Source organism: Acidithiobacillus thiooxidans ATCC 19377, assembly GCF_009662475.1.
Taxonomy (GTDB): domain Bacteria; phylum Pseudomonadota; class Gammaproteobacteria; order Acidithiobacillales; family Acidithiobacillaceae; genus Acidithiobacillus; species Acidithiobacillus thiooxidans.
Map to the genome: position 1 here is coordinate 3,097,247 of NZ_CP045571.1, position 16,495 is coordinate 3,113,741.

Here is a 16,495-nt window from a genome sequence, read left to right on the forward strand (position 1 = left end):
CACAGCATTTCACCACCGAGGATAATTTATGGGTATTCATGTCGTTCTGCGTCATCAGACCGAGTATGACTTTGATCGTTTGGTGGAAATCCATCCTCACGTACTGCGTCTGCGGCCGGCGCCGCACTGTCGTACTCCGATTCTTGCGTATTCACTGGAAGTCAGCCCCGAAAAACATTTCCTCAACTGGCAGCAGGATCCCTTCGGGAATTATCAGGCCCGTCTGGTTTTTCCTGAACGCGCCAAGTCCCTCAAATTCAGCATCGAAGTCATCGCCGATCTGAGCGTGATTGACCCTTTCGATTTTTTTATTGAAGAGCAGGCAGAACGCTGGCCGTTCCGTTACGAACCGGCATTATATAAAGAGCTGGCTCCCTTCCTGGAAAAAGAAAAAGCCGGACGCCTACTGCAACAAATGTTGCTGGGTATCATGAAACGCAAACAGCGGACCATTGATTTTCTAGTCGGCATCAATCAGCAGTTACAAACTGCCATCGCTTACAACCTGCGCATGGAAGTCGGCGTCCAGACTCCTGAAGAAACCCTGAAAAAAGCCAGCGGTTCCTGTCGGGACAGCGCCTGGCTGCTGGTACAGCTTTTACGACATCTGGGTCTGGCTGCCCGCTTTGTTTCCGGATATCTGGTTCAGTTGGTGGCCGATCAGGCGCCCCTCGAAGGTCCCTCCGGCCCCGCCCAGGATTTCACTGACCTGCACGCCTGGGTGGAAGTGTACATCCCCGGAGCAGGCTGGATTGGTATGGATCCAACTTCCGGTCTGTTTGCCAGTGAAGGGCATATCCCCCTGGCCTGTACGCCGCACTACCAAAGTGCCGCGCCGATCAGCGGTGCCACCGGAAAATGTGAGGTTACCTTTCATTTTTCCAATCAGGTCACCCGCTTGCCGGAAACACCCCGGGTCACCAAACCCTATACCGAGAGCCAGTGGGAAGAAGTCATGGTGCTTGGACAGATTGTCGATGACCGCCTGCAGGCAGCAGATGTCCGCCTGACCATGGGCGGGGAGCCCACTTTTGTGGCTACGGAAGCTGTGGATGATCCACAATGGAATCTGGAGGCACTGGGCAAACACAAACGCGAACGTGCTGAAATCCTTTCGGAACGCCTGCGCAAGCATTTTGCACAAGGGGCTTTACGGCATACGGGTGAAGGCAAATGGTATCCGGGCGAACCCCTGCCCAGATGGGCCTTAGGCTTATACTGGCGCAAAGATGGCCTGCCGGTGTGGCAAAATCCGGCATTGCTGGCGGATCCACTTAAGGATTACAGCTGGAAACCGGAAGATCTCCATCATTTCGCCTGTCAGCTCTGCGAACAATTGCAGGTAGACAGCACCCGGCTCATTCCTGCCTACGAAGATGCCTGGCATGTCCTTCATCAAGAGGGCCGGGTTCCAGTCAACATTGACCTCAGTACCCATCGCCTTGATGACCCTCTGGAGCGGCAGGCCCTCATCGAAAAGCTTCAGGCCGGTCTGGACCACCCCGTGGGTTGGGTTCTGCCTTTGGCCTGGGAATGGAATCAACAATGCTGGTACTCCGCGACCTGGGTATTTCGCAGCGGACGCCTGATTCTTATTCCCGGCGACTCAGCTCTGGGGATGCGTCTGCCCCTCGATAGCCTGCCGTGGATGGTCGACCCGCACAAAAAATGGCAACCGGAAACGGACCCCTTTGCGCCCTTACCGCCCTTACCAGATATGCATGCCAAGCCGACGCCGGGGAGCACCGCTAAATCCCAAACAGCGAAAAGCCCAGCCAGCAACAAAGCCCCCAGCTGGGAGGAAATTCCCCACACAGCAGTCACCCTGGAAATTCGCCAAGGCTGTCTGTATTGCTTTTTCCCACCCCTGCAGGTGACTGAACATTATCTGCGACTACTCAGCGCCATTGAAGCCACTGCGGCTGCCCTGAAAATGCCGGTCGTCATTGAAGGTTACCCGCCGCCCAGTGATCCGCGCCTGGAAAAACTGCTGGTCACACCGGACCCCGGCGTTATTGAGGTGAACATTCACCCTTCTTCGAGCTGGCCGGAAATGGTCGAAAAAACCACCCTGCTTTACGAAGAAGCCCATGCCTGCCGCCTGACCGCCGAAAAATTCATGCTGGATGGCCGCCACACCGGCACCGGCGGAGGCAATCACATGACGCTGGGCGGCGCTACCCCCGGCGACAGCCCTTTCCTGCGCCGTCCGGATTTGTTGCAAAGTCTCATTACCTATTGGCAGCATCATCCGGCTCTTTCCTATTTTTTCAGCGGGATGTTTATTGGCCCGACCAGCCAGTCACCCCGGGTGGACGAAGCCCGTCATGAAGCACTTTATGAACTGGAAATTGCCTTTACCCAGGTACCTCCAGGCAATGTCGTGCAACCCTGGCTGGTAGATCGCCTGTTTCGTAATCTTCTGGTCGACATTACCGGAAATACTCATCGCGCAGAAATCTGCATTGACAAACTCTACTCACCGACCGGTTCCGCCGGACGCCAAGGACTGGTAGAACTGCGTGCCTTTGAAATGCCGCCTCATGCGCGCATGAGCCTGGTCCAGCAGTTGCTGGTCCGCAGTCTGATTTTACGCTTTTGGGAAGATCCTTATCGTCATGCTCTGATTCGTTGGGGAACGACGCTTCATGATCGCTTCATGCTGCCCCACTATGTTTGGGAAGATTTGCGCGAGGTCTGTACGGACCTGCAAAACCACGGGATCCTCTTTCAACTGGAATGGCTGACACCCTTTTCAGAATTTCGCTTTCCAGAGCATGGTCATGTGCAGATTGGTGATGTACAAATAGAACTGCGTGCCGCCATTGAGCCCTGGCATGTTCTCGGTGAGGAAGTCACCGGAAGTGGCACCGCCCGCTACGTGGATTCGTCCATTGAACGCCTGCAGGTCAAGGTCACGGGCATGACTCCCGGACGACATATACTGGCCTGTAATGGGCGGCGTGTCCCGCTGCAGACAACCCGAGCCCCGGATACCCAGGTGGCAGGGGTGCGTTATCGTGCCTGGCAGCCGCCATCTGCCCTGCACCCGACCATTCCGGTGCATTCCCCACTGACATTTGATCTGATCGACACCTGGAATGGACGTAGCATCGGCGGCTGTACCTACCATGTCATGCATCCGGGTGGACGCAATTCGGAAGTATTCCCCGTCAACGCCTGGGAAGCCGAGGCGCGGCGCCAATCCCGCTTTACCACGACCGGTCACAGCCAACCCGAATCAACCCCTCCTACACCCCCCTCCATCATCGGGGTTCCGGTAGCTCCGGGTGAGGGGCGTTTCGTTGCCAGAGGCAGCGGTGAATACCCCTGGCAAGCACCTTATGATGAAGAACAACCGGATTATCCACATACCCTGGATCTGCGCATGGCCAGATCCCCAAAACCAAGGTCCTAACCTGCATCGTGGCGCTGGTCACGATGCTGTGACAGGAGCACTTCTGCCTGGCCGCCCAAATATACATATACGCCCAGGGCCACCAGCAGCAATGCAGCGGCGACCAGCAGCAGTACGGCCAACCAGAGATTCTGGGGGGCATCCAGAGCAAATTTGAACACCAGCATCAGGCCTTCGATGGACACCGCAATCAGGATGGCCGCAATAAATCGGGTCAAAGTGCGTCGCGTAGTACTATGACGACGAATGTCTTTGCGCAGCAGGACTTCCTCTTCAAAAATGGTTTTGGACAGATCAAATACGGCCAGCGCCAGGGTGAACAAAATAGTTGCCTGAAAAGGTGCCGCAAAATCTTCTGGCGCGGCCACCGCAGACCAGACCTGTTTCAGGGTGACAACTGCATGAAAACCCAGAGCGGCGCTGACCGCCAGCAGGCCAGTCGAAAACAGGGTATAAATGGCCTTGAAATAGGGTTCGAAGCCCCGCCGGATATCATCTTCTTCAAGCAGGGCGAGGGCTCTATCCAGCTCGCTATCCGCCACAAGCATGCCCAGCAGTCGCCCCTTTTCATCACGAATAGGTGCTGCAGCCGTCACACAAATATGACCATTGGCCGAAGATAAATAGGGTTCGGTCAGGATTGGAGACAAGGCATTGAGGGCCAGACGGTAATAAGGTCTATGGCTGCGATCCACGCCATCTCCATCTTCTTTACCAGCGGTACGGCGCCGGGAAGCAGCCACATTATCCCCAATTTGCCGACCCTCCGCATCCAGGAGATAGCACAAATCCAGAAAAGGGTGGCGGTTAATGAGGCAAGTCAGCTTTTTTCGTTGTTCATCCGCATGCTGCTGCAACAATGCCGGACTGGCGAGAGCGTCAACGACGCCCCCAAGCAGTGCGGCAAGATCCTTGCGTACCTCGCGAAAATGCTCGAAGCGATTCATGACTCACCCCCAACAGGTCGCTCGTGGCGTTTGTGTGCAAATTGATTAGATCATGACCTATGGATAGTGCAGCAAGGGGCGTGCCATAGCCTCAACACCTTTTATTGTTCAAAGAATCTACTCACCTAAAAGCGGGGATCGGCATTTCGCAAAAAAGATGGCACGCTTCCTGCTTAACATATCCTGATCATGGTCATCTGATCACTCCTCCTCAAGTGGCTTCTAGGGCGGTCCTCCCGCCCTTTTTTTTATTCAAAGCCTAGGTTCATCGCCAAATATCCATATAATCCACTGATAAACAGCTAGTTAATATTTTGTGAAGCATTTCTGGACAGAAATTTTCTGGTCGGGATGCGGACTGGCGCAACCCGCCGCCATGCACCATAATCGTGCACAGAGCGCACCACCTACGAACAATTTGTTAGTACACAGTGCAGGAATACACAGCAGGCCTCATCGGGGGGAAAGACCAGAACTATCCGCATGTTGGCACAGGAAATGCTTAATAAAAAACATTCTTCAACACCTGAACCCCAGGGCTGCGTCCATGTCCAAAAGATTCAGGCTGTAAACAATCGCGGCTTTGCCGCAAGGAGTGGCAAATGGCGTTATTCGACCGTTATCAGGAGCGTTTTCTGCAACAGCAGGAAGTCACCCTTTCCTTGGATGCTTATCTGGATCTTTGTGCCCGTGAACCCATAGCCTATGCCAGCGCTGCAGAACGGATGCTGGCCGCCATCGGCGAGCCGCAGATGATTGATACTCAGGCTGATCCCCGACTGTCGCGGATATTCATGAATCGAAAGTTGCTCACCTACCCGGCTTTCAAGGATTTTTACGGCATTGAAGATGTCGTCGAAAATCTGGTGGCCTATTTCCGTCATGCCGCGCAGGGACTGGAAGAACGCAAGCAGATTCTCTACCTGCTGGGTCCGGTTGGGGCTGCCAAATCTTCTTTGGCCGAGCGTTTGAAGACCCTGATGGAGCAGCATCCCATTTACTGTCTGGCCGCCAACGGCAAAGTTTCGCCGCTTTTCGAATCGCCTTTGGGTTTGTTTGATCGTGATGAAGATGGCCCCATACTGGAGGATCGTTTTGGTATTCCCCGTCGTGCCCTGAATGGCGTGATGTCCCCCTGGGCGGCCAAACGCTTGCGCGAATTTGGCGGAGACATCCGTAAATTCAAGGTGCAGCGCCTGATGCCATCGCAGTTGCATCAAATCGGCATTACCAAGGTGGAGCCCGGTGACGAGAATAATCAGGATATATCCAGCCTGGTGGGCAAAGTGGACATTCGCAAACTGGAAGATTTTTCCCAGGATGATCCCGATGCCTACTCCTACGCGGGTGGCCTGAATGTCGCCACCCAGGGTGTTCTCGAATTCGTGGAAATGTTCAAGGCACCGATCAAGATGCTGCATCCGCTGCTGACGGCCACCCAGGAGGGCACCTATAATGGTACCGAGGGATTTGGTGCCATGCCTTTTCAGGGTATCATCCTGGCCCACAGCAACGAATCGGAATGGTCCGCTTTCCGCAACAACAAGCGGAATGAGGCCTTTCTCGACCGGGTATATATTGTCAAGGTGCCCTACTGTCTGCGAGTCACGGAAGAAACCCGCATCTACCATAAACTGCTGGAAAGCAGCGCCCTCAGTGACGCGCCTTGCGCACCCGACACCATGGACATGCTGGCGCGTTTTTCAGTGCTCAGCCGTCTCAAGGAGCCGGGCAACAGCAGTCTCTGGTCCAAAATGGAAATCTACGACGGCAAATCCTTGAAAGACAAGGATCCCAAGGCCAAAAGCCTGCAGGAATACCGGGATGCTGCCGGCGTGGATGAAGGCATGGATGGCATTTCTACCCGTTTTGCCTACAAAATCATGTCGCGCACCTTCAATTTTGACAGTGATGAAGTGGCTGCCAATCCTGTACATCTGCTGCACGTGCTGGAAACACAGATTCGTGCCGAACAGTTCCCGGCGGACACCGAATCCCATTATCTGGCTTTTCTGAAAACCGAACTGGCGCCCCGCTATGCCGAGTTTCTGGGTCTGGAAATCCAGAAAGCCTATCTCGAAAGTTATGGGGATTACGGTCAGAATCTTTTTGACCGTTACATTCAATATGCTGACTTCTGGCTCCAGGATACCGAATTCCGTGATCCCGACACCGGCCAACTCATGGATCGCGGCCTTCTGAATGAAGAACTGGAAAAAATCGAGAAACCGGCGGGTATTGCCAATCCCAAGGACTTCCGCAATGAAGTGGTCAATTTTGTCCTGCGGGTAAAGGCTTCCAATGATGGGATCAGCCCCTCCTGGACCAGCTATGAAAAACTGCGTGCGGTTATCGAGAAGAAAATGTTTGCCAATACCGAAGACCTCTTGCCGGTGATTTCCTTCGGTAAAAAAAGTTCTTCCGAAGACGAGCGGAAACATCAGGATTTTGTCGCGCGCATGACCCGAAAAGGCTACACGGAAAAACAGGTCCGCCTGCTGGTGGACTGGTATATGCGCTATCGTAAACACCACTGAAATTCGGGTTCTATCCAGTTCTGATCTTTGCCCGCGTATGCGGGCATTATTTTACCCTGAAAACTATGCACCATATTGGTGCATGGTTTCGATGATTCGCTCTCTCTCCCGGCTCAAAATACCTCTATTCGTTGTTTTTAATGGCTTGCATGGTTTTTGCTAAACCAAATTGCACACACGGGGCATTCAGCCTCAGAAACGATGGAAAACAAGGAGCGATATGATGAAGAAGGGAGCAAGGCAATACGTATTTCGAGGAACGGCATGGATGGGTGCCCTCACCCTCCTGGGGAGTCCGCTGGCAGAGGCAGGCACCAGCACGCCCAGTTTCAATAGTGGGGATACTGCCTGGATGCTGACCTCTACGGCACTGGTGCTGCTCATGACCGTGCCGGGTCTGGCGTTGTTTTATGCAGGCATGGTCCGCAAAAAAAATGTGCTGGCCACAGCTGCCCAGAGTTTCGCGGTCACGGCGCTAATTTCGGTATTGTGGATGATGCTGGGATACAGCCTGTCTTTCACCACCGGTAATGCCTTTATGGGGGGCATGAGTCGCTTGTTCCTCAATGGCCTGGGGCTGGATTCGGTAAGCAGTCTGGCGCCCACCATTCCGGAATCGGTGTACATGACCTTCCAGATGACTTTTGCCATCATCACCCCGGCACTGATTGTGGGAGCTTTCGCAGAGCGCATGAAATTTTCGGCTCTGCTCTGGTTTACCGGTCTGTGGTCCCTGCTGGTCTATGCACCCATCGCCCACATGGTCTGGGGACCCGGCGGCTGGCTGGGCGCCGATGGCGTCCTCGACTACGCGGGCGGTACCGTGGTGCACATCAATGCCGGGGTAGCGGGCCTCGTAGCGGCGCTGGTCATGGGCAAGCGGGTCGGCTACAAGCATGATGCTATGCACCCCAATAATCTCATGTACACCCTGATAGGTGCTTCATTGCTTTGGGTAGGCTGGTTTGGATTCAATGCCGGGTCTGCGGTCGCGGCCAGTGATCGGGCAGGCATGGCGCTGGCGGTTACACAGATTGCTACTGCGGTCGCAGCTCTGGCCTGGATGTTTGCAGAGTGGGTGGCACGGGGTAAACCTACGGTATTGGGCATGACTTCGGGAGCTGTCGCAGGGCTGGTAGCCATTACCCCGGCTTCGGGTTTTGTGGGTCCCATGGGCGCATTGTGGATAGGTATTGCGGCGGGCGTCATTTGTTTCTGGGCCTCTGTCTACCTGAAAAACTGGATGGGTTACGATGACTCCCTGGATGCCTTCGGGGTCCACGCTATGGGTGGTATTGTCGGCGCGCTGCTCACCGGGGTGTTTGCCGTCAAAGCTATCGGCGGCACTGCGGGCGTGCTGGAAGGCAATACCGGACAGTTGCTGATCCAGGCTACCGGAGTGGGCGTCACAATTGTCTATGACGCCATCGTCAGCTTCATCATTCTGAAAGCCATCGACTGGACCCTCGGCTTGCGCGTGAAAGAAGAGCAGGAAAGGGAAGGGCTGGACATCACCCAGCATGGTGAACAGGTTTACGAGTAACCCGAAAATGGACCTGTGTCGGGCCGCTGCAAGGCCCGGAGCAGGTCCCCGGGCGGGCTGATCAGAACACGATTTGCAGGCTGCTGCCTGTTTTCCAGAACGACCTACGCGCGTAAACTGGAAACATCGAGCGTGCTCTGCTCAACCTGTAACGGGAGCATCCCGCAATCATTCTCTTGCGTCATCATCCGGAAAAGACCTGGTTTTCCGAGGAGCCTGCCATGAGTACGATTATCGACCGGCGTAGTTCCGGAACCCGATCCACCAGTAATCAGGAGCGCCTCCAGAGAAGAGTGCGCGCCCGCCTGAAGAGCGCTGTGGAAAAAATGGCGCGCTCCGGCTCCATTGAAGATCTGGCAAATGCCGATCAACCCATTTCCATCCCTACCCGCGATTTGCACGAACCCAACTTCCGCCGGGATTTCAGCGATTCCTCCTGGGAAAGAGTCTTGCCTGGTAACAAGGAATATCAGCGTGGCGACGAAATCAACAAACCCGAAGGCGGTGGTGCCGGTCAGGGCCGTGAAGGTTCTCCCGATGGTCTGGGCGATGACGAAGTCGCCATCGTCCTGTCCGCCGATGAGTTTCTGGATTTGCTTTTTGATGGGCTGGCTTTACCCAATTTACGCAAAACCGCGCAGGGCGATGTCCAGGCGGAACAATGGCGTCGTGCCGGATTTATCAAGGACGGCAGCCCCTCACGCATGCATGTCGGTCGCACCATGCGCGCTGCCCGGGCACGCCGTCTGGCTCTGCGGGCTGGCAAACGCCGCGAGCTTCAGGAGCTTGAAGAAGCCCGCAGCAAACTGCAGGAGGAAATCAGCACACGCATTGCCCGCAAGGAAGATGTTTCCCTGGAGCAGGAACGTCTGAAAATTCTGGACGAGCAGATTTCCATCCTGGCGCGCAAAATCAAGGCGATTCCTTTTATCGATGAAGCCGACCTGCGCTTTGCCCATATTGACCAGCAACCCCATCCCATCACCAATGCGGTCATGTTTTGTGTCATGGATGTTTCGGGCAGTATGGGAGAAAAGGAAAAAGATCTGGCCAAGCGTTTTTTCCTGCTGCTCTACCTTTTTCTGCATCGCCATTATCAGGCCGTACAAATTGTTTTCATCAAACATCACAGTACGGCAACAGAATGTACTGAACAGGCCTTTTTTGGTGCCCGTGAGGGTGGTGGCACCCTGGTTTCTCCGGCCATTATGCTCACTGAAGACATCATGACCAAACGTTTTCCGCCTGACCGCTGGAATGTCTACGTCGCGCAGGTTTCCGATGGTGACAACTATTTTGCCGATAATACGGTCGTGGCTGAACACCTGCATCAGCTTTTACCGCGCCTGCGCAATCTCTTTTACCTGGAGGTCAACCGCGAAAACGAAAGTGATCTTTTGCAACTTTATGATGGCATTGCGGAAGATTATCCCGAGCTGATTACCGCCAGAGCCAGCGCCCGGGAAGATATTTACCCCCTCTTCCGCACCCTGTTTTCCAGCGAGGAGATCCCCAGCCATGTCTAAGTTCCTGTTTACGGATAATGATTGGACTTTTCCACGCCTGGATGCGGTCACGGAAGCCATTGCCGTCATAGCTGCAGAAGAACTCCATCTGGACACCTATCCCAATCAGTTGGAAGTCATCAGCGCCGAGCAGATGCTCGATGCCTACGCCTCCATCGGCCTGCCGGTCTATTACGCGCACTGGTCTTTTGGCAAACAGCGCGCCATTGAGTCGGGTCAGTACCGGCGCGGTGAAATGGGTCTGGCCTATGAACTGGTCATCAACAGTGATCCCTGCATCAGTTATCTCATGGAAGAAAACACCATGACCATGCAGACTCTGGTCATTGCCCATGCCGCTTTTGGACATAACGCCTTTTTCAAAAACAATGCCTTTTTCCGGCAATGGACAGACGCCGAAGGGATTATCGATTATCTGGCTTTCGCCCAACGCTATATTGCCCAATGCGAAGAACGCTTCGGGATGGATGCGGTGACCGATGTCCTCGACGCTGCCCATGCCATCAGTCGCAACGGCATTGACCGGGCGCGCCGCCCGCGACAGCTTTCGGCGCGGGAAGAAGAACAGCGCTGGCAGGAACGCGAACGTTATCTGGAGCAGCAGGTTCTGGAAATATGGCGAACCCTGCCCCCTGCACACACTCCCAGCACCCATTCCCCGGACATTTTCCCCTCTGAACCACAAGAAAACCTGCTCTATTTCATTGAAAAAAATGCACCGCATCTGGAAGGCTGGAAACGGGAAATTTTGCGCATTGTCCGCAAAATCACCCAGTATCTTTACCCGCAGGGCCAGACCAAAATCATGAATGAGGGCTTTGCCTGCTTTGTCCACTATCACATCATGCACAGCCTCCACGCCAAAGGGTTACTGACGGATGGCACGCTGCTGGAATTTTACGCCAGCCATACGGCGGTAGTCATGCAGCCCGATTTTGATGACCGCCGTTATAGTGGTCTTAATCCCTATGCGCTGGGTTTTGCCATATTTCAGGACATCAAACGGATCTGCGTGGCGCCTACAGAGGAAGATCGGCGCTGGTTCAGTTTTGCCGGCGACCCGGACTGGCTGAAACACATTCACTTTGCCATGCGCGAATTTCGGGATGAGAGCTTTGTTCTGCAATACCTTTCTCCCAAGGTAATGCGGGATTTACATCTGTTCTCCCTGCACAATGCGGTAGATGAAGCGACCTACCGGGTCAGCGCCATCCATGATGATGCGGGCTACCAACACCTGCGCGAAGCACTCGCCCAGCAAATTGCCGACAGTAGCCGCCCTCCGGACATTCAGGTCATCTCTGTAGACCGCTGGGGAGATCGGCAGTTACGTCTGAAACAAATGGACCAGCAAGCCCTGGATCTTGAAGAAGCCCAAAAGACTCTGGGATATATACAGGAGCTTTGGGGTTATGACGTCCATCTGGATATTGAAGATCAGACCTTGACGGTGCCACAACCCCGACCGGATGACGAACCGTAGCGCATCATTTTGATGCAATGCGCACCATATTGGTGCGCATGACAACTTACTCCGTCGTTAAATTTAATAATCTATTTGTTTTTTAAATGTTTTTTTCATGGCATTGAATTTGCTAAACGCTTTCTGCAACTACACTGACAGGGAGCGTTACTTCAATGAAAAACAGCAAAAAAACATTAAGCAGTCGATATCACCCCATTTTCCTGGCGATGCTGGCTGTTTCGCCCTTCGCCATGGACAACGCCGAGGCAGACCCCCTGGCTCTGCCCAGCCCGCTGACCTTCAATGCCGGTCCTTTGGGTACCCTGAATGTTCAAGGTGTAGCCAGTGGCTATGGGGTATGGCAGGACAACAAGTTTCCCAGTTCCAGTAATCCGGGCAGCAAATCCGCCTCTGCCGATATCAGCAATGGTATGGTCATGATCTCCAAAAATTCCGGCCTCGTGCAATTTGCCGTCCAGGCCGGCGCCTATAACGTCATGACCCTTGGTGCCAATTATGCTTCTACCGGGACGTTTACCCAGGATACTTTTGGCGCTCTGCCCACGGGTTATATTGAAATTGCCCCGAATGATCATTTTAACGTCCAAATCGGCAAACTTTTCACCTTGATTGGTGCGGAATATACCTTCAGCTATCAGAACTGGAATATTGCGCGGGGCCTGCTCTGGGGCCAGGAAAATGCCGTCAATAAGGGTATTCAACTCAACTATAGTGCGGGACCCATTACCGCTGCCGTTTCCTGGAATGACGGATTCTACTCCAATCGTTTCAACTGGATGAGCGGCATGGTCAGCTGGGCGCTGGACAAGCAGAACACGCTCTTCGTCCAGGGTGGCGGGAATCTGGGCCATACGGATTACGCCTACTCCAGCATTGCCACCACGCCTTTGCAAAATAATGAGGCCATTGTTGATGCCGGATACACCTACAGCGGAGGTAATCTTGTCGTTACCCCGTATATGCAATACACCAGCGTTCCTGCCAGTGCCATCCAGGCCTTGGGTGCAGGCAGCAAAACCACCAGCACCCTGGGGGGCGCCATCCTCGCAAACTACAGCCTGACGGACAAAATTTCCCTGGCTGGTCGCGTCGAATATATCAGCAACTCGGGAAGCGCCACGGATGGATCGGCCAATCTGACAGGCTTTGGGGCAGGATCTCACGCCTGGTCTCTGACGGCCACACCCACCTATCAGGATGGCGGCTTTTTTGCCCGCGCTGAACTTTCTTATGTCAAGGCCAGCATGGCCAGCGGTACTGGTTTCGCGGGTACCTCCGGGCTCGCCAAAAGCCAGATCCGTGGCATGGTCGAGACCGGCTTTATGTTCTAACCCCTGGGGGGGGATTACCCCCCAGGATGTTCCAACCCTGTGCAAGAGGTAACGTCATGAAATTGATTACTGCCATTGTTAAACCCTTCAAACTCGATGATGTCCGCGAGGCCTTATCGGCGGTGGGGATTCAGGGCCTGACCGTCACCGAAGTCAAAGGCTTCGGGCGCCAGAAAGGTCACACTGAACTCTACCGTGGTGCTGAATACGTCGTGGATTTTCTTCCCAAGGTCAAAATCGAAACGGTCATCAGTGATGATGCCGTCGATCAGGCCATCGAAGCCATCGAAAAAGGCGCCCGAACCGGAAAAATCGGTGACGGCAAAATCTTTGTTTCGGAAGTTCTGGATGCCATCCGTATCCGTACCGGTGAAACCGGTAACGACGCACTTTAAATTTAAACCGTCCTACAACCGCTCTTAAATTGTTAAAAGGGGGAATCACCTCATGTCAGTAGCTTGGCTGAATACGGGCGATAATGCGTGGCAGCTCACTGCCGCAACTATCGTCGGAATGCAAAGTGTTCCGGGGCTCGTGGTACTTTACGCGGGCATTGTCAAAAAGAAATGGGCTGTCAACTCTGCTTTCATGGCCTTTTATGCTTTTGCTGCGGTAATGATCGCCTGGCTCCTCTGGGGCTACAATATGGCCTTCGGCCACCAATGGTTCTCGTTTGTCGGTATTCCGGGGCCCATAGCCAGTATGAATGATGAACTCATGCAAACGGTCTTCCCGACCAGCGGCTCTACTGCGGCCATGCCGATGGCGACGATGGTGTATTTTCAGTTTGTCTTCGCTGCAATTACCTTGGTCATCATGGCGGGGGCCTTTTTGGGCCGCATGAGTTTCAAGGCCTGGATGATTTTTGTGCCCCTGTGGCTGACTTTCTCCTACACGGTTGGCGCCTTCAGTCTTTGGGGTGGCGGCTTCCTCTCAACGATGGGTGTTATCGACTATTCCGGTGGATACGTCATCCATTTGTCTGCAGGTATTGCCGGATTTGTCGGTGCGGCAGTGATTGGTCCCCGTCTTGCCCGGGATCGTGAAAACTTCCAGCCCAACAACGTGCTGTTGATGCTGGTTGGTGCCGGTATTCTCTGGCTCGGCTGGAACGGCTTTAACGGCGGCGATCCTTATGCTGCCAGCCGCGATGCCGGTGCTGCCGTCCTCAATACCAACGTAGCTACTGCCATGAGTGTGTTGACATGGACGGTCATGGATATTTTTTACTTCAAAAAACCAGCAGTAATTGGCGCCGTTCAAGGGATGATTACCGGACTGGTCGCAATTACCCCGGCCGCTGGTGTGGTAGACGGATATGGTGCTATTGCCATTGGCATCGCTTCCGGCATTATCCCCTGGATCAGTATGAATATTGTCGGTAAAACCGCACTGTTCCGTAAAGTGGATGACACGCTCGGCGTATTCCACACCCACGCTGTAGCCGGGGTACTGGGCGGCATTATGGTGGGCTTGCTCGCCACCAAGGAAGGCTGTAAAGCATACGGACTCAGCAACCCAGGAGGTGCCCTTACTGACGGTAACTGGCATCAGGTCTGGCTGCAGATTATTGGCGCAGCATTTATCATCGCCCTGAATATCGTCGTCACTTATATTCTTCTGAAGCTGATCAGCCTGGTGGTACCGCTGCGCATGTCTGAAGAAGAGCTGATGATTGGTGATGATGCCATTCATGGTGAAGAAGCCTATGCTTTCTATGGTGATGGTGAACGGCGTCCGGTGACGGGTGACTGAAGCTATCTGGTAAAACTTTAGGAATAAGTACTATACGGCGGGAAACCGCCGTTTTTTTGTGCTCATGCAAAAAAACAAAATTAGACTAATTAAATTAAGTGAGATTATCCAAATGAACAGCCTTAAAACGGACGCCATGAATCAGGAATCTATCATCAGTCGCCTGCAACATCTCACGCGGATTTACGATTTCGGCGCTTTCTTTGAAGAAACTGCAGCACTGGCTGCGGAACAATTGCAGGCCGAAGGGGCCGCCTTCATTGTTCGTGAAGGAAATAATTTACGTTATTTATTTTTTCATGGCTTGCCGTCCGCTTATGCGGAGTTAGCCAGCCATGTTTTTCCCGATAATCAGGGCATCAGTGGCCGGGCCATTCAACTGGATCAGGCAGTATTTGTAGACAATTATCCTGCAGACTCCTCGGCCATGCCTGAATATATCGCTACTGGATTAAAAGCCAGTCTGGTCATCCCGGTGCATGGTCCCGAAGGAAGCAATGGCATTCTTGCCATTTCCTGGTTTACCGCCAATATTCCAGTAATCACCGAAGCGCAGTTGCAGCTCGCCCAACTGCTTGCCGACATGCTTGGCGCAGCATGGTACCGCATGGGCATGGAGCTGCACCTGGAGCATATTGCCACTCGGGATGCGCTCACGGGCGTCCCCAACCGCTATCAACTGGAGGAAAGACTCCAAACCGCCTGTGCCCGTGCACAACGTGACCAGCGCACTTTGGCCCTGGTCCTGCTGGATATTGACGGCTTCAAGGAAGTTAATGACAACCTGGGGCACCAGGCTGGAGACCGGCTCTTGCGCGAAATCGTGACGCGTCTTCAAGACGTATTGCGCGCCAGTGACACTATTGTTCGCCTGGCCGGGGATGAATTTCTATTACTCCTCGAAAATCTGCATAGTCGTCGGGATCTGGAAGATATTTTACAACGCGTGCTGATTGCCCTGAATATTCGTATGGGTGTTGATCACCAGCAGATCCGCATCACTGCCAGTGCCGGAGTCACTACTTATCCACATGATGAAGTTCCCGTCCTGGAGCTTATTCATCACGCCGATCAGGCGGTCTACCGAGCCAAGAGCCAGGGAGGCAACTGCTGGGTTTATTATGATCATGACGATGACGAACGCCGCCGCAGCGCACAACGCTTGCGCGGCGAGCTGGAGCGCGCATTAAAACAGAAAGAGTTTGTTTTATACTGGCAACCCATCATCGACTTGCATACGGGTCAGTGTGTCGCTGCAGAAGCACTGATTCGTTGGCAGCATCCCGAAAGGGGCCTGCTACTGCCCGCCAGTTTCATGGATATTGCCGAAAACTCTCCGGCCATGCAGCGGATTGGTGCCTGGGTCACTCAGGAAGCTTGCCGACAGGGAAATCAATGGGCAGAACAGGGTTTCCTGCTCGACATTCAAATCAACCTGTCCGCCCGCCAGATTGAGAATCATCGACTTTGCGAAGAACTGCGCGCGAATCTGAACACGTGCCCGGCACTACTTCCAGAACGGGTCTGCCTGGAACTCGTCGAAAGAATTGCCTTACGGGACATTGGCAAAACCTCACGATTAATCCAGGACTGTCAGAGCCTGGGGGTGAGATTTGCACTGGACGACTTCGGGACTGGTCCTGCGGCCCTGCAATATCTGCTTGAACTTGGATGTAACCAGATCAAGATTGACCATACTTTTGTTATTCCCATGACACGCAGCCAGCGTCATCAGGATATGGTCCGCGCCATGATACAAATGGCGCATGCCTTGGGTGTTTCCGTGACCGCCGAGGGGATTGAAGATGAAATCACCCTGCAACTTTTGCAGACCAGCGGAGCGGATCGTGGTCAGGGTTACCACATTGCCCGACCAATGCCTGCACAGGAAACGGTCGCTTATATACAAAAGTAGAATAACGGACTATAAAAATTCAGCTTTGCAGGGTGGC

General features: G+C 53.8%; 10 protein-coding genes. 9 read left to right on the top strand and 1 reads right to left on the bottom strand.

Annotated features, from left to right (window positions below; genetic code table 11):
• The first annotated feature begins 28 nt into the window (after window positions 1-28).
• Window positions 29-3,418, top strand: a complete 3,390-nt coding sequence (locus GCD22_RS16320; protein WP_142087841.1) for a transglutaminase family protein — start codon at window positions 29-31, stop codon at window positions 3,416-3,418.
• Here GCD22_RS16320 and GCD22_RS16325 read toward each other — a convergent pair.
• Window positions 3,415-4,365 carry a PDC sensor domain-containing protein gene (locus tag GCD22_RS16325; protein WP_031571629.1) on the bottom strand — a complete coding sequence of 317 codons (951 nt, stop codon included), beginning with the start codon at window positions 4,363-4,365 and terminating at the stop codon, window positions 3,415-3,417. The genes GCD22_RS16320 and GCD22_RS16325 overlap by 4 nt on opposite strands.
• Before the next feature lie 602 nt (window positions 4,366-4,967).
• On the opposite strand from GCD22_RS16325, the gene GCD22_RS16330 reads away from it, so the two are divergent.
• The 8 genes from GCD22_RS16330 (at window position 4,968) to GCD22_RS16365 (ending at window position 16,458) form a co-directional block, all read left to right on the top strand.
• Entirely contained in the window at window positions 4,968-6,902 is a 1,935-nt protein-coding gene (locus GCD22_RS16330; RefSeq protein ID WP_024893113.1) for a PrkA family serine protein kinase, read from the top strand.
• Window positions 6,903-7,122: 220 nt separating this feature from the next.
• Entirely contained in the window at window positions 7,123-8,445 is a 1,323-nt protein-coding gene (locus GCD22_RS16335) for an ammonium transporter (protein WP_226831352.1), read from the top strand.
• Window positions 8,446-8,666: 221 nt separating this feature from the next.
• The gene (locus GCD22_RS16340; protein WP_031571633.1) at window positions 8,667-9,971 is read left to right on the top strand and encodes a YeaH/YhbH family protein; all 1,305 of its coding nucleotides are present in this window, start codon (window positions 8,667-8,669) and stop codon (window positions 9,969-9,971) included.
• A complete protein-coding gene (locus tag GCD22_RS16345; protein ID WP_024893110.1) occupies window positions 9,964-11,454 on the top strand; it encodes a SpoVR family protein in 1,491 nt (496 codons plus the stop codon). Before GCD22_RS16340 ends, GCD22_RS16345 begins: the two co-directional genes overlap by 8 nt.
• Window positions 11,455-11,609: 155 nt before the next feature.
• Entirely contained in the window at window positions 11,610-12,788 is a 1,179-nt protein-coding gene (locus GCD22_RS16350; RefSeq protein ID WP_010639280.1) for an outer membrane beta-barrel protein, read from the top strand.
• A 56-nt stretch (window positions 12,789-12,844) separates the two neighbouring features.
• Window positions 12,845-13,183: a P-II family nitrogen regulator gene (gene glnK / locus GCD22_RS16355; RefSeq protein WP_010639279.1), complete on the top strand. Its 339-nt coding sequence runs from the start codon at window positions 12,845-12,847 to the stop codon at window positions 13,181-13,183.
• Between the two features lie 52 nt (window positions 13,184-13,235).
• Window positions 13,236-14,543, top strand: coding sequence for an ammonium transporter (locus GCD22_RS16360; RefSeq protein WP_010639277.1), 1,308 nt, complete (start codon window positions 13,236-13,238; stop codon window positions 14,541-14,543).
• Window positions 14,544-14,655: 112 nt separating this feature from the next.
• The gene (locus GCD22_RS16365) at window positions 14,656-16,458 is read left to right on the top strand and encodes a putative bifunctional diguanylate cyclase/phosphodiesterase (protein ID WP_031571636.1); all 1,803 of its coding nucleotides are present in this window, start codon (window positions 14,656-14,658) and stop codon (window positions 16,456-16,458) included.
• Window positions 16,459-16,495: the final 37 nt, after the last annotated feature.